The sequence below is a fragment of the Nocardia amikacinitolerans genome (genome assembly GCF_900215415.1).
In the GTDB taxonomy this organism is placed as follows: Bacteria; Actinomycetota; Actinomycetes; order Mycobacteriales; family Mycobacteriaceae; genus Nocardia; species Nocardia amikacinitolerans.
In genome coordinates, this window is the sequence record NZ_OBEG01000002.1 from 395,212 (window position 1) to 413,758 (window position 18,547).

Consider the following 18,547-nt stretch of genomic DNA (forward strand, 5'->3'; position numbering starts at 1 on the left):
GTGGCAGGGACGGCCACCGCCAGGCGGTAAACTGCTGGTCAATGAACACCAATGAGGTCGACAGCGTTCCTGGCGACAACGACAGGGACCCGGCTGGGAGCGAAGCGTCTTCCCCGGCTGCCGGCCCCTCCTTCGCCGACTTGGGTATCGATGACCGCATTCTGCGGGCCATCGCCGACGTGGGCTACGAATCGCCATCGCCGATCCAGTCGGCGACCATTCCGCCGCTGCTGGAGGGCGCCGACGTGGTCGGCCTCGCCCAGACCGGCACCGGCAAAACCGCCGCATTCGCGATCCCGATCCTGATGGGCTTGAAGGTCGAGGGCAGGCAGCCGCGCGCGCTCGTCCTCGCGCCGACCCGCGAGCTGGCCATCCAGGTCGCCGAGGCGTTCGGCCGCTACGCCGCGCATATGCCGGGCCTGCACGTGCTGCCGATCTACGGCGGTCAGAGCTACGGCGTGCAGCTGTCCGGTCTGCGCCGGGGCGCGCACGTCGTCGTCGGCACGCCGGGCCGTGTCATCGATCACCTGGAGAAGGGCACGCTCGACCTCTCCCAGCTCCAGTACCTGGTGCTGGACGAGGCCGACGAGATGCTCAAGATGGGCTTCCAGGAGGACGTCGAGCGGATTCTCGCCGAGACGCCAACCGACAAGCAGGTCGCGCTGTTCTCGGCCACCATGCCCTCGGCGATCCGCAAGATCTCCAAGCAGTACCTGCACGACCCGGTCGAGATCACGGTCAAGGCCAAGACCCAGACCAACACCAACATCACCCAGCGCTGGGTGCAGGTCTCGCACCAGCGCAAGCTGGACGCGCTGACCAGGGTCCTCGAGGTCGAGTCCTTCGAGGCGATGATCATCTTCGTGCGCACCAAGCAGGGCACCGAGGAGCTCGCCGAGAAGCTGCGCGCCCGCGGTTTCTCCGCCGCGGCGATCAACGGCGACATCGCGCAGAACCAGCGCGAGCGCACCATCGGCCAGCTCAAGTCCGGCGCGCTGGACATCCTGGTGGCCACCGACGTCGCCGCGCGCGGCCTGGACGTGGACCGCATCTCGCACGTGGTCAACTACGACATCCCGCACGACACCGAGTCCTACGTGCACCGCATCGGCCGCACCGGCCGCGCGGGCCGCAGCGGACAGGCGCTGCTGTTCGTCGCGCCGCGGGAACGTCATCTGCTCAAGGCGATCGAGCGCGCCACGCGCCACCCGCTCGAGGAGATGCAGCTGCCAAGCGTCGAGGACGTGAACGCGCAGCGCGTGGCGAAGTTCGGCGACGCGATCACCGAGAACCTGTCCTCGGCGAATCTGCCGCTGTTCCGCAAGCTGATCGAGGACTACGAGCGCGAGCACAACATCCCGCTCGTCGACATCGCCGCGGCTTTGGCGGTCGGCTCCTACGACGGCGACAACTTCTTCATGGAGCCGGAACCCGAGCCCGAGCGGCGCGAGCGCGTGCCGAGGGAACGGCCCGCCCGCCGGTTCGACGAGGAGCGCCCCGCGGCGTCGCACCACCGCGGCACCGGCGCGGAGCTGGCCACCTACCGGATCAGCGTCGGCAAGCGGCACCGCGTGGTGCCCGGCGCGATCGTCGGCGCCATCGCCAACGAGGGTGGTTTGCGACGCAGCGACTTCGGGCATATCAGCATTCGGCCGGACCACAGTCTGGTCGAGCTGCCCGCGCAGCTGCCCGCCGAGACACTGGAAGCCTTGCGGCGCACCAGGATCAGCGGCGTGCTCATCCAGTTGCAGCTGGACCAGGGCCCGCCATCGCACCGCTCGTTCACCCGGGGTCCGCGCCGCGACCGCGACGCGGGCAAGCGCCCGGAGCGCCGTAAGCCACGCTCCTGAGCCGGGCGGGTACGCCGAGGTCACGCGGGGCTAGCTAAGGTGTTGCCGACCGGCGCGCACGCCAGCGCGCCCGGTGCGGGTGTCCCGGCGAAGACACAGGAGGGGCGCGTTTGTTCGTGTTCGGTGATCGTGTCGTATGCGCCGCCGCTGATCTCGTGCGCGCGGCGCGCTGTGAATTCGCGTTGCTGCGTGCCCTCGACACCGAACTGGGCGCGCTTCCGGACGACATCGAGGCCGCTGCCGCGCGAACTTTCGCGGCCGAGCCGCACCGCGTCGACGATTCCCGCGAGCGCAGGCTCGCCGACTTCCGCGACCGCTACGGCAGCGGCATGGTCGAGATCCGCCAGCCGCCACAGAATCCGGACGATCCAGCGGGGCGGGTCGCGGCGCTGCGGGACGCGCACGAGCAGACCCTTGCCGCGCTGCGCGAAGGCGTGGCGGTGGTGCACAACGCCACCTTCTTCGACGGCGGGTTCGCGTGCTCGTGCGAGTACCTCGTCCGCGCGAGTCATCGGGTGCGCTACACCGTGCACGGCGCCGCCGCGACACCGTGGGCCCTGGTGGGCACGGCGCTCGAATCGGCCGCCTGCGCCGTGGCTTTGGACGCGAGCGGTGGCCTCGCCGCACCCACGGCCCGGCTGCATCTCGGCGCGGACAGTGCCGACCATCCGCTCACCGATCTGGTTCCGGTCTATCTGGCGCGGCGGCGGCGCGTCGAACGGATCGTGGAGGACAAGCTCGGCGAGCTGCTGCCCGTCCAGTGGGGCGATCCGCGGTATCTGGCCTGCGGCCGCTGCCCCACCTGCACGGCCGAGCTGACCGCGGCGCGCGATCTGCTCCTCGTCGCGGGGATGTCCCCCGCCGCGCGCGCCAGGCTGCGCGAGGCCGGGGTGAGCACCATCGACCGGCTCGGCGGGCTGGACGGCGCGGTGCAGGGACTGCCGCCGCGCACCGTGACCACGCTGCGCAGGCAGGCGGAAATCCAACGGCGCAGCGAGGATTCGGGCCGTCCCGCGCACACGCTCGTCGACGCGCTCGCGCTCGCCGGGCTGCCGCCCGCCACACCGGGCGATCTCTCGCTGACCGTCGACGCCGACGAGCGGGGACGCCTCGCGGCGATCGAGATCGGCGAGCCTGGCACCGTGCACCTGTCCTTGCGCGCGCCGTTCTCCGACGAGGACACCGACGAGGACGCGGCGTGGCGGGACGCGCTGAGCCGGGTGCTCGATCTGCTCGCTCGCCGGCGACGGACGTTCCCGGACATGCGCGTCTACCACTACACCTCGGAGGTGCGTTCGGCGCTGCTGCGCTGGACCGGGGAGTCGGGCGTCGGCGAGGAGATCGCCGACGATTTGCTGCGCGACGGTGTGCTGGTCGACCTGTATCCGATCGTGCGCAACGCGCTGCTGGTCGGCGAGGACTCGTACGGGCTGGATCGGCTGCGGCGCCTGCTGCCCGATGCGGGCGCGCCGGAACCCGCCTGCGTCACGGTGCTTCGGCTACGCGACTGGCTGCTGGAACTGGCCGACGAGCACACCGATCCCATGGCGCGCGCCGACCGGTATCCGACGCCGGAACCGACACAGCTGGCGCCCATGTCCGGCCCGTCCTCGGTGGAGGCCGCGCTCGCGGAATACGCCGCGGCCCAGGGGAATCCGGGCCATCCCGCGGCGCTGATGGCGGCGGCGCTCGGCTACCACCGGCGCGAACGTCAGCCGCTGTGGTACTCGCACGCCGACCGCCTCAGCCACCCCGTGCACGAATGGCCGGACGCGTCCGGCGTGCTGATCGCCGACTGGGGCACCGTGGACACCAAGTGGCACCACAGCCCCAACCGCCCGTCCATGCGCAGGTATCTGACGCTGACCGGCCGGATCGGCACCGGCCGCGACGGCGGCGGCGCGGCCGCCCTCGCGCCGGGCGCGACCGTGTACACCTACTACGACCACCCGGTAGCCGCGGGCATGCGCACCGCGGTCGGCAAGCGCGGCACCGCGACGGCGACGGTGCTCGGCTGCGCGGTGGACGCCGACTTCGACGACACGGTCCGGCTGGAGGAACTCCTACCGGACGGCTGCGAACCCTACGACGACCTACCCATCGCCATCGCGCCGGGACTTCCCGCCTGGGACGAGAACGCCGAGGCCGCCATGGAATCGGCCGCGCAGCGGCTGCTGGTGACGCTGCCGGAGATCCCCGACTGCGCGCTGTTCGACATCCTGGCCCGGCGCGCGCCGCGCCTGCGCGGGGACGCGTCGCTGCCCGAGGTGCACGGCGACCACGCCGCCGCCATCACCGCGGCCACCCGCGAATTGGACGAGTCCTATTTGGTGGTGCAGAGCCCGTCGGGGACCGGGAAGAACTCCACCGTCGCACGGGTGCTGGAACGGCTCGTCGTGCGGAACAAGTGGCGTATCGGTGTTGTGGCGCAAGCGCATTCGACGGTGGAGAGCCTGCTGGACGCGATCGTCGCTGTCGGCGTGCTTCCGGAGTTGGTGGCGAAGAAGGACGCCGAGGCGGTGGCGCCGGAGTGGGCGGTGATCGACGGCGCCCGCTATCCGCGGTTCCTGGACAACGCCGTGAACGGGTGCGTCATCGGCGGGCTCGCCGCCGATTTCGCCGACGATGCCGTGGTTCCCGCGGACAGCCTGGACCTGCTGGTGATCGCGGACGCGGGCCGGTTCCCGTTGGCGGAGACCGCGACGGTGGCGGGCAGTGCGCGCAATCTGCTGCTGCTCGGCGATCCGCAGCCCACCGGCGCGCGCAGCGCGCATCCCGGGCCGGTGGGCGAATCGGTCCTCGGCTGGTTGCTCGCCGGCCGCCACACCGTCCCGCCTGAGCGCGGGTACCTGCTGGACCGCACCTGGCGGATGCATCCCCGGGTGTGCGAGCCGATCTCCCGGCTGTTCTACGACGGCAGGTTGCGCTCCAACGAAACCGTTACGCTGGCAAGGCAACTCGACGGCGTCGAGCCGGGGATCGGCACCGTCCTCGTCGATCACTACGGCGATGCCACCGAATCGGCGGCCGAGGCACGCGAGGTGGTGCGCCAGGTGCGCGCCCTGCTCGGCCTGCCGTGGACGATGGGCGCGACCACCCGGCGGCTGCACCCGCACGACATCTTCGTCGTCGCGCCGTACGGCGCGCAGGTCGGCCGGATCCGAACCATGCTGGCGCGCGCCAAGATCGAGGACGTGCTCGTCGGCACCGTCGACCGTTTCCGCGGCAGGGAGGCCGCGGTGGTGCTGCTGTCGATGACCACGTCGAGCCCGGCCGACGCCCCGCACGGCATGTCGTTCCTGTTGTCGCCCAACCTGGTTCGCGCGGCCGTGTCGCGGGCCATGTGGCGCGCGGTGATCATCCGCTCGCCGCTGCTCACCGAGTACCTGCCCGCCGCGCCGGACGACCTACCCGACCTGGCGCGGTTCCTGCAATTGAGCTGAAACGCGCCCGGGCTCAGCCGAAGTTCTTGCCTTCGCCGCGGTAGGTGGGCACGCTACGGCGACTGCCGTCCGCCTCGACGAGGTGTACCCGATCGAACCGCTCGCACAGTTCACCGGCCTTGGCGTGCCGGAACCACACCCGGTCGCCGATGCGCAGTTCGGACGCGGCGGACAGCGGCGTCTGCACCTCGCCGGCACCCTCGGTGCCGATCAGACGTAACCCGCTGGGCCACACCGGTTTCGGCACCCGGGACGCGCCGGTCGGACCGGAGGCGATGTAGCCGCCCGCGAACACCGTCGCGATGGACGGCGTCGGCTTGCGCAGCACCGGGGTCGCGAAGAACAGGGCGGGCCGCGGGGTGAAGGCGCGGTAGTGATCGAACAGCGTCGGCACGTAGAGCCCCGAACCCGCGGTCGCCTCGGTGACATCCGGATCGGCGATGCTGACCTCGATGGAACCGGTGCCGCCGCTGTTGACGATCTCCAACTTGCCGACCACCGAGCGCACCGCCTCGAGCACCCGCGCCCTGCGCTTGGCGATCTCGGCGGCCGAGGCCCGCTTGACCAGCCGCACCGCGACATTGCTGTCGGGCAAGCCGGCGATCTGCGCCTCGTAGGTCATCACGCCGACCACCTCGAAGCCGCGGTCGAGCGCGGCACGGCCCAGCGCGGCGGCTTGTTCGGGGGTGCGGATCGGTGAGCGGCGCACGCCTAAGTGCAGCGGTCCGATCCGCAGCGACGCGTCCACGTCCAGGCAGACGCGTGGCCGCACCCGGTCGGTGCCGACGGCAGCGCGGATCAGGTCGAGCTGGTCGACGTCGTCGATCATGAGGGTGATCGCGCCGAGCAAGGTGTCGTCGGCGGCCAGGTCGGCGAGAGCAGCGCGGTCGACGGTCGGGTAGCCGAGCAGGATGTCGCGGGCGCCGAGACCGGCCAGCCAGAGCGCCTCGCGCAGGGAGTAGGACATGATGCCCGCGAAGCCGTCGGCGGCGGTCAGATCACCGCCGAGTACGGCTTCCAGGACGGCGCGGCAGCGCACGGATTTGCTGGCGACCCGGATCGGGACGCCGTTCGCGCGGCGGACCAGATCGGCGGCATTGGCGCGCAGCGCGGTCAGATCGAGCGCGGCCAGCGGCGGGTCGAGGTCGGCGGTGGCGGCGTGCAGTCCGGCGATCGGCGATGTCTCGCTCACCCGGACAACTCAACCACCAAACTGGTCACACGTCCAGTATTGGTCGAGTCAGACTTCGGCGGCCCGGGTGGCCAACCCGCTCACCAGGTCGTCCGATACCACCAGGGTCGTCTCGTCGTTGCAGTCGGCCAGCCAGCGCAGCACGGCGCCCTGCAGGACCGACACCACGTAGGTGGCGATGTCGTCCACCGGTTCCAGCCACTGGGTCCCCGAGCGATCGGCGCAGAGCCGCAGGAAGTTGCCGACCTCGGCGTCCATCTCGCGGAACATGGCCGCGGCGACCGGATCGGGTTCGGGTTCGGGCCGGACCTCCCAGTGCTCGCGCAGCGTCTGCACGGTCGCCTCGTAGGCACGGATCTGTTTGGTCGGCGCCGCCTTGACCAGCGGCCAGTACGCGGTGACACCGGCGTGCAACAGCACCCGCAGTGCCCGCACTCCGGTGATATCGAGCGAGGCGGCCGCTTTCTCCACGGCCTCGCAGATCGTCGGCCGCAACCGACTCTCCACTGTTTCTCCACGTGCGCTCAACGACGACTCCCTCGGCGAAAGAACTCGCGCACCTCCGATGGCGCGACTCGCTGAACTTTGGCGAGCTGCCAGAAATCCCCAGGCTGCCCGGTCCAACGTTCATCAATGGTAGAGGGTTTTCGGGGTTTGAGAACGGGTTCAGCGGGTATTCCAGACTGAAAGAATGTTTTGTTACCCAAACGGAATGACTCTGCAACGCTGCAGTGTCCCCACCAATCGGCGTTCCTGGGCGACTCCCGGACCCTCGCGGCCGGAAGACACACAATGTTTCACCTTACGGTCCGCGACGCCGCACCTGCCGCCACTGTGGCAAAGCGCACAATAGCGCCGTAGAACCGGTTCATCCGGGTGTTCGGCTTTCGATCCGGGAACGACACCGCCCCTCTACAGGCGGCCGATAGCCTGGATCGGTGACTCTCCCGCCTCCCGCCGATCAGTTCTTCCTCTCCGGCACGTTCAACTTCCGCGACACCGGCGGCCTGCGCACGGCCGACGGCGCCAAGGTGCGCCCCGGTGTGCTGCTTCGTTCGGCGCAGCTCAGCGGCCTCGACGCGGACGGCCACCGCACGCTGCGCGAACTCGGCGTCAGCGAGGTCTTCGACCTGCGCGGCGTGCGGGAGATCGACCACATGGGCCACGACAACCTGCCCGACGGCGTGCGGCGCAGCGTGACGCCCTTCGACTCGCGGATGGGCGAGGCTCCGCCGCACGAGTCGCGCACCGGCTCCGCGTTCGACCACATGCTCGAGGTCTACCGCGAGTTCCCCGCGCTGCCGGAGGCGAACTCGGCGATCGTCTCGATCGCGGAGTCCATCGTGCGCGGGGACGGCGCGGTGCTGGTGCACTGCGCCGCGGGCAAGGATCGCACCGGCTGGGCGGTGGCGACGCTGCTCCGCGCGGTGGGCGTCGTCGAGGAGGACGTGCTCGCCGACTACCTGCTCAGCAACGAGGCCGTCGAGCCGCTGCGCGCGTTGATCGAGCCCACCCTGCCGCCTGGCGCGAGCTTCTCCGAAGACCTGCTCGGCGTGCGCGAGGAATACCTGGGCGAGTCGCTGGAATCGGTACGGCAACTGCACGGTGACTTCGACCGCTACCTCGATGTCGTCGGGCTGACGCCCGAGCTGCGCGCGCGGTTGCGCGACCGGATGCTGGAATAGTCCCCTGCTCGGTCGGACCAGCCGACGGCTCAGGCGATTTCGCGCCGGACGAGGCCGTGCGCGTCGATCGACACCTGGTCGCCGGTGTGGAACCAGCTGCCCGTGAACCGGTGCGCGGTGGTCTCCGGGTCGTTCCAGTACCGCCGGGTGACATTCGGTCCGCGACAGAGCAATTCGCCATGTCCGGCTCCGGCCTGCGGACCCCAGAGCGCCAATTCGGTACCGCCGAACGGGAATCCGAGGATCCGGCCCGCGTCGGCGGGGGTCTCGGTGTCGTCCACGGCGAGGCCGATGCCGCTCGTCTCGGTGGCGCCCCACACCGACCAGTGCCTGGCCGAGGGGAACGCGTCGCGCAGCGCGGCGGCCAGACCGCTCGCGGTCCGTTCGGCGCGATGCCCCGCGCTGCTGACCCGGCTGATGCCCTCGGTGGGCACGCCGTCGGCGCGCAGCGCGGCAAGCTCGGGAAGCAGGCCCGCGAAGATGCGCGGCGTGCCCGAGACCATGTCGATCCGTTCGGCCACAATGGCTTCGGCGAGGTCGCGGCCGTCCGGGGCGAGCACCACGGTGCCGCCGACGGCGAAGGTGGGCAGCAGCTGGTCGACGCATCCGCTGGCGTGCGCCAGCGGCGGAAGCACCAGATTGCGCACACCGTCGGTGGGCAGGTCCAGCGCGGCGACCACCGAGCGGACCGCCGAGAGCAGGTTCTCGTTGGTCAGTTCGACGCCCTTGCGGGTGCCGCTGGTGTAGCAGAGCAGGGCGAGATCGTTGAGCGCCGCGCCGTCGTCGATGAACGCGGCGCCGTCGGGCAGCTCCACCTCACCGCCGCGGGCGCCGCGACCGAATACGAAATCCGCCTTGCTGTCGGCGATCACCTGCTCGGCCACCTTCGCGGGAAGCCCGTCGTGCACCAGCACCGGCACCGCGCCGCTGAGCAGCGCCCCGAGGAACGCCTGCACCCAGCGCGCGCCCGCTGGCATGTGGATGGCAACCCGGTCGCCGTAGCCGACGCCGTGTTCCTGCAGGCCACCTGCGATGCGCGAGGCCGAGTGCCACAGCTCCCGGTAGGTGAGCCGGGGCCCACCGAGCTCGACGACCGCCTCGCGCGCCGCGAAGGCGTGCACCTGTAGATCGAGCAGCTCGGTGAGCGCCGGGGTGAGGTTGCCGTAGCGCAGCACGCCGTCCGCGCCGCGAGCCAGCGGGTTTCCACACGCGGGCGAGTTCGTCAAGGGGTATTCGACCAAGAGCTGCGACATTTGTCCTCCGCGCGATGCCTTTAGCTGCCAGGCACCTGCGACTATATGACGCGGATCACAATTTCGCGGGAATAGTCGAATTACCGTGTCCCCGCCGTCACCGGCCGGTGTACGTCGCCTTGCCCGGTCCGACCTCGAGGAAGCTGCGCACCGCGCCACGCAGATCGTCGGTGGCGAAGAGTTCGCCGGACACCTCGGGGGTCACCGAATCGGCGTGCGCCACACCGCCGGAGCGCCAGGCCTCGACGATCCGCTTGGTCGCCGCGTGCGCCTTGGTCGGGCCCTGCGCCAGCCGGTGCGCGAGCTCCCGCGCCGCACCGTCCACGTCCTCGTGCACGCCGTTGACCACACCCCACTCGGCCATGGTCGCCGCGTCGTAGAGATCGCCGGTCATCACGAATTCCCGCGCCCGACCCGACCCGGCGCGCTCGGCGAGCCGCTGCGGGCCGCCCATCGACGGTGTCAGCCCGACCACCGTCTCCACCAGGCCGAACTTCGCCTTCGGCGCGGCAAGGATGATGTCGCAGGCCAGCGCGATCTCGAAAGCGGCGGTCAGGGTGAGGCCGTGCGCGGCGAACAGCACAGGGCAGGGCAACGCTTCCAGCGGATGGATGATCCGCGCGAACAGCGAACGCCACAGCTCGGCGCCCTGCTCGGTGGTCAGACCCTCGAAGACGTGCACGTCGACGCCGCCGGAGACCACCTTGCCCTCCGCGCGCAGCAACAGCGCGCGCGGCGGATTCGCGCTCAGGTCGGCGATGTCCTGCACCAGCGCGTCGAACATCGCCTGGTCGAAGAGGTTCAGCGGCGGATGGGCCAGCGTCAGGACGGCGACCTCCGCGCCGCCGTCGGTGCTTTCCCGTTCCAGCCGAGTGGGCTTCGTATCGCTCATGCCTGCGCCTCGCTAGCGCTCGGCTCCGGCATGCGCGATGCACGCTGAAACATGATTCGCTCACTTCGTTCGCTCATTGGGTCAGCCTAAGTCCTGAATCTGCCAGACTGAGCAGGTGACCAAGGCGGCATCGGAAAGCGGTTCGTACGTCGAACCGGGTGAGTTCAAGCGGGACACCAACTACATCACGACCCGCGTCACGGCCGACGGACGCGACGGTTATCCGGTGGAGCCGGGCCGGTATCGGCTGGTCGCGGCGCGCGCGTGCCCGTGGGCCAATCGCACGCTCATCGTGCGCAGGCTGCTCGGCCTGGAGGACGTGCTTTCGCTCGGCCTGTGCGGTCCCACCCACGACAAGCTGAGCTGGACCTTCGATCTCGATCCCGGCGGCGTGGACCCGGTGCTCGGCATCCCGCGACTGCGCGACGCGTACCTGGCCCGGTTCCCCGACTACCCGCGCGGCATCACCGTCCCGGCGCTGGTCGACATTCCGACCGGTCAGGTGGTCACCAACGACTACGCCAGGATCACGCTGGACTTCTCCACCGAATGGACCAAGTTCCACCGGGAAGGCGCGCCCCAGCTGTACCCCGAGTCGCTGCGGGCCGAGATCGACGAGGTCAACGACGTCGTCTTCCGCGACGTGAACAACGGCGTCTACCGCTGCGGCTTCGCAGGCGCCCAGGACGCCTACGAGGCGGCCTACGACCGGCTCTTCGCGCGGCTGGACTGGCTCTCGGATCGCCTTGCCGGACAACGCTTCCTGGTCGGCGACACCATCACCGAGGCGGACGTGCGGCTGTTCACCACGCTGGTCCGCTTCGACGCCGTCTACCACGGACACTTCAAGTGCAACAGGCAGAAGCTGAGCGAGATGCCGGTGCTGTGGGCCTACGCCCGCGACCTGTACCAAACCCCCGGTTTCGGCGACACCATCGACTTCGCCCAGATCAAGACGCACTACTACGTGGTGCACACCGACATCAACCCGACGAAGGTGGTCCCGAAGGGGCCCGACCCGATCAATTGGCTGACCCCGCACGGCCGCGACGAGCTGGGAGGGAGGCCGTTCGGCGAGGGCACCCCGCCGCCACCGCCGCCGCTGTCGGAGCGGGTGCCCGCCCTGCGCGGCCCGGCCTAGGCCGAGCCTGTCCCGGAACCCGCACGTGGCCGGAGCGAGGGCGGACGCCGAGGCCGTCGTTTCGGGTGGCGCGCCACGGGAACCCGGAACACGAGCCGGTTCGTTGTCGTGTTGGGCCGACGATGGTTCGGTGCCATAGAGTTCTGGCAGCGAAGGCTGAGACTTAAGGGGTGTTGCCGATGCGGCACAGCGGGTTCGAGAAGACCGTGGTCGCCTTGCTCGAGAACGGGTCGAAGCTGCAGGCGCCCGCGGTCGAGAAGTACATCGATCGGATCAGGCGCGCGCACCCCGACGAGACCCCGGCGCAGATCCTCGCCAGGATCGAGCGCCAGTACCTGCTCGCGGTGACCGGCAGCGGCACCGCGGCGGGCGCGACCGCGGCCATGCCCGGCGTCGGCACGGTCGCCTCGCTGGCCACCATCACCGCGGAGACGGCGTTCTTCCTGGAAGCCTCGGCGCTGTACACGCTGGCGATCGCCGCGGTGCACGGCGTCGCGCCGGAGGCCAAAGAGCAGCGCAGGGCACTGGTGCTGGCCGTGGTACTCGGCGATTCCGGCATGGAGATCGTGGAGCGCTCGGTCGGGCGGTCGGCCAAGAACTGGGGCACCCTGCTCGCCAACCGCGTGCCCGGCCTGTCCGGCATGAACGACACGCTGATGAAGCGGTTCATCGTGCGGTTCCTCACCAAGCGGATGGCGCTGATGGCGGGCAAGGTGATCCCGATGGGCATCGGCGCGGTGATCGGCGGCGTCGGCAACAGGGCCCTCGGCAAGACCACGGTGCACAACGCGCAGAAGGCCTTCGGGCCCGCGCCGGCCTTCTGGCCGATCAACCGGCAGCTCGTCGTCGAGGCCGATCCGCTGCCCGCGCTCGACGCCACCCCGCCACGCTTCCCCGCCGACCCGAAATGACCCAAGCCACAACGTCTTTGGTCGTTCGCGGCCTGAGCAAGCGGTACGAGCTCGGTTCGGCCGTCGAGAACGTCGGCTTCAGCGTTTTCGCAGGGAGCACCGCGGCACTGGTCGGTCCGGCGGGCTCGGGCAAGACCACCATTCTGCGGATCCTGCTCGGTCTGCTCGAACCGTCCTCGGGTAGCGCGGAGATCACCGCGTCGCCGGTGGGCGGGATGCTCGCGCCGCGCGGACTGCATCCGGGGCGCGCCGCCCGCGACCACCTGCTGGTGTACGCGGCCGCGGCCGGAGTTCCGGACGCGCGGGTCGACGCGGTGCTCGAGGCGGTCGGCATGAAGGAGGCGGCGCGCGTCAAGGCGGGCGCGCTCTCGATCGGTCAGCAGACCAGGCTGGCGCTGGCGACCGCGTTGCTCACCGATCCGGCGGTGCTGATCCTGGACGAGCCGACCGAGGGACTCGATCCCGCCGAACGCGGCTGGCTGCACGACTTCCTGCGCAGGCACACCCGCCGCGGCGGCACGGTGCTGCTGTCCAGCGCGAGCCTCGCCTCCGTGGTGGCGATGGCCGATCAGCTGATCGTGGTGAGCGAGGGTTCGGTGGTCTACCAGGGCACGCCCGCGAAACTGCGCCGCAATCACCCCGACCGGCTGGTGGTCGCCGCGTCCACCCCGGTGGCGCTGGCCACGATGCTCGCCGCGCGCGGCTACACCGACGCGGTCATCCGCCCGGACGGGCGGCTCGCGGTGGCCGAGGCGAGCGAGGCCGAGATCGCCGACGCGGCCAAGGCCGCCGGTGTGCGGCTGGACAACGTCACACCCGATCCGATCCACCCCGACCGGGTCCTCGCCTCTCTGACGAAACCGAGCAAGACCGCGGCGCCGATGTTCCCGCCGCCCGCGGCGCACGCACCCCATCCGCAGCCGACGCCCTACGGGATTCCGCGATGATCACTCTGCCACCGGACCTGGTGCCGCCGGTCAACTCCGAGGTCCGCAAGGTCTACACGCTGCGCTGGTGCCTGGCGCTCGGGGTGACGCTGCCCGCCGTCGCGCTGGTCGCCGCGACGGTGACCGCGCTGATGGCCGGGCCCGCGGACCCGAAATCCGCGCTGGCCACCGGGGCCGCGACCATCGGGCTGTATCTCGCGTTGGCCGCGACGATCCTGGCCGCCGCCGTGTTCGGCGCCGCGGGGGCGGGCGGCGAGTTCCGCTATCGGAGCATGCCGGTGACCTCGCTGTTCACCGCGGACCGCGATCGGCTCGCGGCGGCCAAGCTGCTGGTCACCGGCGCGTCCACGCTGGCGGTCGCGGTGCTGGTCGAGGTCTGCGCGTTCGCCTGCCTGGTGGCGTTCGGCCGGGGCAAGTTCGAATTCGGCACCCGATTGCTCGCGGTCTTGGGCACCGGTCTGCTCGCCGCGGTCTGCTGGTCGCTGCTCGGCGCCGGACTCGGGCTGCTGCTGCGCCAATCCACCGGCGCGGTCGCGCTGATCCTCGGCTGGCTGCTCGTCGTCGAACCGCTGATCTGGTTGGTGGCCAACGGGATCGGGCTCGGTGGCGTGGTCACCCTGCTGCCGGGGTCGGCGACCATCGCCACCGTGGCCGTCGGCTCCTTCCCCGACAGCGACATCCTGGCCCCGACCCCGGCCGCCTTCGTCGTCCTACTGCTATGGACGATCGGAATCGCCGGCGCGGGCTGGTGGCAGCTGCGCAGCCGGGATATGTGAGACCCGGCCGTCACCCGAGGGCGCGACCCCGCGCCCGCCGCGCAGCATCCGGAGAATCTCCCCGACGCCGTGCTCGATCTGGTGCAGTCGCGAATCCATCCCGTCGAACCGCGAATCCATCCCGTCCAGCCGCGCATCGATCCCGTCGAACCGCGAATCCATTCCGTCCAGCCGCGCATCGATCCCGTCGAACCGCGAATCCATTCCGTCGAACCGCGAATCCATTCCGTCCAGCCGCGTATCGATCCCGTCGAGCCGGGTCTCGATCTTGCCGAATCGCTTGTCGACCTTGCGGAATCCGTGGTGCACCTGGCGTTGCAGTTCGCCGACCTGTTCGTAGACATCGTCGACGTCGTGCCGGAGTTGGTGAAAGCGTCGTGAGAAATCCCCCTGCGTTGTCATGGCGGCGAGATTAGATCCGCGCTCGAGGACACGCCAAGGCCGGTGGGCAGACTCCGGGAACAAGCGGTGTGTCGCCGCGCGTCGTTACCTTCGAAGGCGTACCTCCGCCTTCGCTCCGGCCATGCGCGGGCAGAGGACGGAGTTCGCCCGGGAGCGCCCACCACACGTGCCTCCGGGCCACGCGCAGATTTTCGGGGAGATGAGGAACGGACGGTGAACAGCGCAATTGACTGAGCAGAGCACGACGGGGCGGGGCTGGATACGGCGGCTGTGGGCCGAGAGCCGGTCGCATCCCGGCACCATCGCGGGCGTCGCGGCGGCGGTGCTGGCGGGTGCGCTGGTGGAGGTGGCAGCGCCGCTGCTGACCAAGCGCGCCGTCGACGCGGCCGGTGTCGGCGACACCGAGGTGATCGGCGTGATCGCCGCGCTGCTCGCCTTGCTCGCCGCCGGGCGGTTCGCCGCCGCGTTCGGCAGGCGGCTGCTCGCGGGCCGTCTCTCGCTCGATGTCCAGCACGGCCTGCGGGTGCGGTTGCTCGGTTCGCTGCAGCGACTGGACGGCGCTGGTCAGGACGCGCTGCGCACCGGTCAGGTGGTCTCCCGCTCGATCACGGACCTGCAGCTGGTGCAGGGTCTGCTGGCGATGGTGCCGCTCTCCGGTATGGCGCTGTTGCAGTTCCTGCTCGCGGCCGGGGTGATGCTGTGGCTCTCGCCGCCGCTGGCGGTGGTCGCGCTGCTCGTGGTGCCCGGCATCGCCGCCGTGGTCTATCGAATGCGGCCGCGACTGTTCGCGGCGACCTGGTCGGCGCAGCAGCGGGCCGCCGACCTGGCCCAGCACGTCGAGGAGACGGTCACCGGGGTGCGGGTGGTCAAGGGCTTCGGGCAGGAGGCCCGGATGGTCGACGTGCTGGAAGGGCACGCCCGCAGGCTCTTCGCCGAACGCATGCGCGCGGCCAGGGTGGACTCCCGCTTCGCGCCGGTGGTCGCGGCGATACCGCAGGCCGGGCTGGTCGGCGTGATCGCGTTCGGCGGCTGGCTGGCGCTGCGTGGCTCCATCGGGCTCGGCACCTTCCTCGCCTTCGCCGCCTACGTCGCGACCATGACATCGGCGACCCGCGCCATGTCGTCGGTGGTCATCCTCGCGCAGCTGACCCGCGCCGCCGCCGAGCGCGTCTTCCAGGTCATCGACGCCGCGCCGGTGATCGCCGATCCGCCGGTGCCCGCCGCGCTGCCGGACGGCCCGCTCGGTGTCGAGATCGATTCGCTCACTTTCGGTTTCGATCCGGACCTGCCGATCCTGCGCGATCTCGACCTCACTGTGCGCCCCGGCGAGACGGTCGCGATCATCGGACCCGCAGGGTCGGGCAAGACGACGCTCTCGCTGCTGCTGCCGCGCTTCTACGCGCCCGACTCCGGGCGCATCCGGCTCTTCGGCGACGGACCCGACGCCGGGAAACCGGTCGACATCGCCGACGTGGCCGCCGCCGACCTGCGCGCCGCCGTCGGCGTGGTGTTCGACGATCCGTTCCTGTTCTCCGACACCATCGCCGCCAACATCGCCCTCGGCAGCCCGGACGCCACCGACGCGGAGATCAGGCAGGCCGCCAAGCTGGCCGCCGCCGACGACTTCATCGGCGAACTGCCCGATGGATACGACACCGTCGTCGGCGAGCGCGGGCTCACCCTCTCCGGTGGTCAGCGGCAGCGCATCGCGCTGGCCAGGGTGCTGCTGGCCCGTCCGCGCATCCTGGTGCTGGACGATGCCACCTCCGCGGTGGACGCGGTCACCGAGGCCGCCATCTTCGACACCTTGCCCGACCGCGGCGGCCGGACGACGATCATCCTGGCGCACCGCGAGTCGACGCTGGCCCACGCCGACCGGGTCGTCCGACTGCCCGCGCCCGCCCACCGGCCGGTGTCCGCGACGATCGAACCCGAGGAGCCGACCAGAGCGCCGCGCGCCACCGGTCGGGCAGGCGGCTTCGGTGCGGCGGCCGCGGACCTGGCCGAAACACCCGAGCTGCGCCGGACCATCGAGGAACTCCCGCCCGCCACCGAGGAACCGGGCCTCGACGACCGTGCGCTGCGCGAACCCGACCCCGGCTTCCGGCTGACGCGACTGATGCGCCCGGTGCGGTGGCTGGTGCTGACGGTGGTGAGCCTGCTCGCGCTGGACGCGCTCGTCGGCGTGGCCTTCCCCGCGCTGGTGCGCTACGCCATCGATTCGGGCGTCACCGCCGGACAGTCCGACGCGCTCCTGCGGGCCGCTGCGCTCGGCGTCGCGCTGCTCGTGGCGGGCTTCGCGGTCGGCGCGGCGACCATCGTGCTCACCGCGCGCACCGGCGAACGCGTCCTCTACGGCCTTCGCGTGCGCAGTTACGCGCATCTGCAACGGCTCGGCCTCGACTACTACGAGCGGGAACTGTCCGGCCGGATCATGACCAGGATGACCACCGACGTGGACGCGCTGTCCAGCTTCCTGCAGACCGGCGTGGCGACCACCCTCATCGGCGCGCTCACCTTGCTCGGCATCGCGGTGGCGCTGCTGGTCATCGACCTCTCCCTCGCGGTGGTCGCGCTGCTCGCCCTGCCGCCGCTGGTCGTGGCGACGGTGATCTTCCGGCGCTTCTCCTCGACGGCCTACACGGTCTCGCGGGAACGCGTGTCCACGGTGAACGCCGACTTCCAGGAGAACGTCACGGGCCTGCGCGCGGTGCAGGCCAACCGCCACGAACCCCGCGCGGCGCGGCGGTTCGCCGAATACTCCGAGCGCTACCGCAACTCCAGGATGCGGGCGCAGCGGGCGATCGCGCTGTACTTCGCCTTCGTCATCGCCTGGGCCGACCTTGCGCTGGCCGCGGTGGTGTTCGTCGGCGCGCGGGAGGTCGCCGTCGGCGCGACCAGCGCGGGCACGCTTGTCGCCTTCGTGCTGTATCTCGAGCTGCTGTTCGGTCCGATCATGCAGTTGTCGCAGGTCTTCGACGGCTACCAGCAGGCAAGGGTAGGGCTGCGCCGCATCGGCGAGCTGCTGCGCACGCCGTCCTCGATCGCCGCTGATCCGCCGGACGCGGTGGCGATCCCCGACGGCCTGCGCGGCGAGGTCGTGCTCGATCATGTGCGCTTCCGCTATCCGGGAACCGAGACTCCGGCACTGGACGACGTCGAGCTGCGCATTCCGGCCGGGTCGACGCTGGCGCTGGTCGGGCCGACGGGCGCGGGCAAGTCGACGATCGTCAAGCTGCTCGCCCGCCTCTACGACCTACCGCGCGCACCACTCGACGCCGACTCGCCCGCCGACGGCGCGGACGCCGAGCCGAGCGACGCCGAGCCGGTCCGCGCGAAGTCCGGCGCGGGCGAGGTCTACACCGGAGCGATCGTCGTCGACGGTGTAGACCTCCGCGATTACCGCCTCGCCGACTACCGTTCCCGGCTCGGCATCGTCCCCCAAGAAGCTCACCTCTTCACCGGCGACGTCGCCAGCAACATTGCATTCGGACAACCATCCGCAACACCGGAACAGATCCGCGACGCGGCGGCGGCGGTCGGTGCGGCCGACATGATCGCCGCGCTACCCCTCGGACTGCGGCAACCGGTCGGCGAACGCGGCCGCGGACTGTCGGCAGGCCAACGTCAGTTGATCGCCCTCGCCCGTGCCGAACTGGTCCGTCCAGACCTGTTGCTGCTTGACGAGGCCACCGCGACGCTCGACCCGGAAACCGAGTCGTCGGTGCTGGTAGCGAGCAGATCGCTGGCCCGTGGCCGCACCACGGTCGTCGTCGCGCACCGGCTCGGCACGGCCGCGCGCGCCGATCGGATCGCGGTCGTCGAGCGGGGACGGATCACGGAATTCGGGACGCACGCCGACCTGGTCGCGGCGGGCGGAACCTATACCCGCCTCTGGGCGGCGGCCCGCGAAACGGGAGGAATATTCTCGGACCCGGACGAGTCTGCACAGAAGAGTTTGGGTCTGTCCGGTGGTGGGTAGCTTCGTCGATTTGCCGCTGGGCATATCCTCGACAGAGGGTCCATCGGCGCGCATCCGCTGATCCCCATGCCGG

13 protein-coding genes are annotated in these 18,547 nt (G+C 70.8%); 8 read left to right on the forward strand and 5 right to left on the reverse strand.

What is annotated here, in order from left to right:
• Positions 1-41: 41 nt before the first annotated feature.
• Together CRP45_RS10070 and CRP45_RS10075 are read left to right on the forward strand one after the other, a co-directional pair.
• Positions 42-1,850 carry a DEAD/DEAH box helicase gene (locus CRP45_RS10070; protein WP_179830834.1) on the forward strand — a complete coding sequence of 603 codons (1,809 nt, stop codon included), beginning with the start codon at positions 42-44 and terminating at the stop codon, positions 1,848-1,850.
• A gap of 116 nt (positions 1,851-1,966) precedes the next feature.
• Positions 1,967-5,293, forward strand: coding sequence for an AAA domain-containing protein (locus CRP45_RS10075; RefSeq protein WP_245910045.1), 3,327 nt, complete (start codon positions 1,967-1,969; stop codon positions 5,291-5,293).
• A 13-nt stretch (positions 5,294-5,306) separates the two neighbouring features.
• On the opposite strand, the gene CRP45_RS10080 is transcribed toward CRP45_RS10075, so the two are convergent.
• Positions 5,307-6,485, reverse strand: coding sequence for an amino acid deaminase/aldolase (locus CRP45_RS10080; protein ID WP_097244872.1), 1,179 nt, complete (start codon positions 6,483-6,485; stop codon positions 5,307-5,309).
• A gap of 48 nt (positions 6,486-6,533) precedes the next feature.
• A complete protein-coding gene (locus CRP45_RS10085) occupies positions 6,534-7,013 on the reverse strand; it encodes a TetR family transcriptional regulator (protein ID WP_245910046.1) in 480 nt (159 codons plus the stop codon).
• A 410-nt stretch (positions 7,014-7,423) separates the two neighbouring features.
• Between CRP45_RS10085 and CRP45_RS10090 the strand changes: the two genes are divergently transcribed.
• Positions 7,424-8,170, forward strand: coding sequence for a tyrosine-protein phosphatase (locus CRP45_RS10090; RefSeq protein ID WP_097244873.1), 747 nt, complete (start codon positions 7,424-7,426; stop codon positions 8,168-8,170).
• A gap of 29 nt (positions 8,171-8,199) precedes the next feature.
• Here the strand turns inward: CRP45_RS10090 and CRP45_RS10095 are convergent, their stop codons facing one another.
• Entirely contained in the window at positions 8,200-9,423 is a 1,224-nt protein-coding gene (locus CRP45_RS10095; RefSeq protein WP_097244874.1) for a class I adenylate-forming enzyme family protein, read from the reverse strand.
• Positions 9,424-9,520: 97 nt separating this feature from the next.
• A complete protein-coding gene (locus tag CRP45_RS10100; protein ID WP_067788542.1) occupies positions 9,521-10,315 on the reverse strand; it encodes an enoyl-CoA hydratase/isomerase family protein in 795 nt (264 codons plus the stop codon).
• Positions 10,316-10,430: 115 nt separating this feature from the next.
• Between CRP45_RS10100 and CRP45_RS10105 the strand changes: the two genes are divergently transcribed.
• The 4 genes from CRP45_RS10105 (at position 10,431) to CRP45_RS10120 (ending at position 14,090) form a co-directional block, all read left to right on the forward strand.
• Positions 10,431-11,456 (forward strand): glutathione S-transferase family protein, encoded by a 1,026-nt coding sequence (locus tag CRP45_RS10105; protein WP_097244875.1) that lies wholly within the window; start codon positions 10,431-10,433, stop codon positions 11,454-11,456.
• A gap of 179 nt (positions 11,457-11,635) precedes the next feature.
• Entirely contained in the window at positions 11,636-12,367 is a 732-nt protein-coding gene (locus CRP45_RS10110) for a hypothetical protein (RefSeq protein ID WP_097245430.1), read from the forward strand.
• A complete protein-coding gene (locus tag CRP45_RS10115) occupies positions 12,364-13,314 on the forward strand; it encodes an ABC transporter ATP-binding protein (RefSeq protein ID WP_097244876.1) in 951 nt (316 codons plus the stop codon). Before CRP45_RS10110 ends, CRP45_RS10115 begins: the two co-directional genes overlap by 4 nt.
• The gene (locus tag CRP45_RS10120) at positions 13,311-14,090 is read left to right on the forward strand and encodes an ABC transporter permease (protein ID WP_097244877.1); all 780 of its coding nucleotides are present in this window, start codon (positions 13,311-13,313) and stop codon (positions 14,088-14,090) included. Before CRP45_RS10115 ends, CRP45_RS10120 begins: the two co-directional genes overlap by 4 nt.
• Here the strand turns inward: CRP45_RS10120 and CRP45_RS33280 are convergent.
• Positions 14,031-14,492, reverse strand: coding sequence for a hypothetical protein (locus CRP45_RS33280; protein WP_143861399.1), 462 nt, complete (start codon positions 14,490-14,492; stop codon positions 14,031-14,033). The genes CRP45_RS10120 and CRP45_RS33280 overlap by 60 nt on opposite strands.
• Positions 14,493-14,718: 226 nt before the next feature.
• On the opposite strand from CRP45_RS33280, the gene CRP45_RS10130 reads away from it, so the two are divergent.
• Positions 14,719-18,474 (forward strand): ABC transporter ATP-binding protein, encoded by a 3,756-nt coding sequence (locus tag CRP45_RS10130; protein WP_097244879.1) that lies wholly within the window; start codon positions 14,719-14,721, stop codon positions 18,472-18,474.
• Positions 18,475-18,547: the final 73 nt, after the last annotated feature.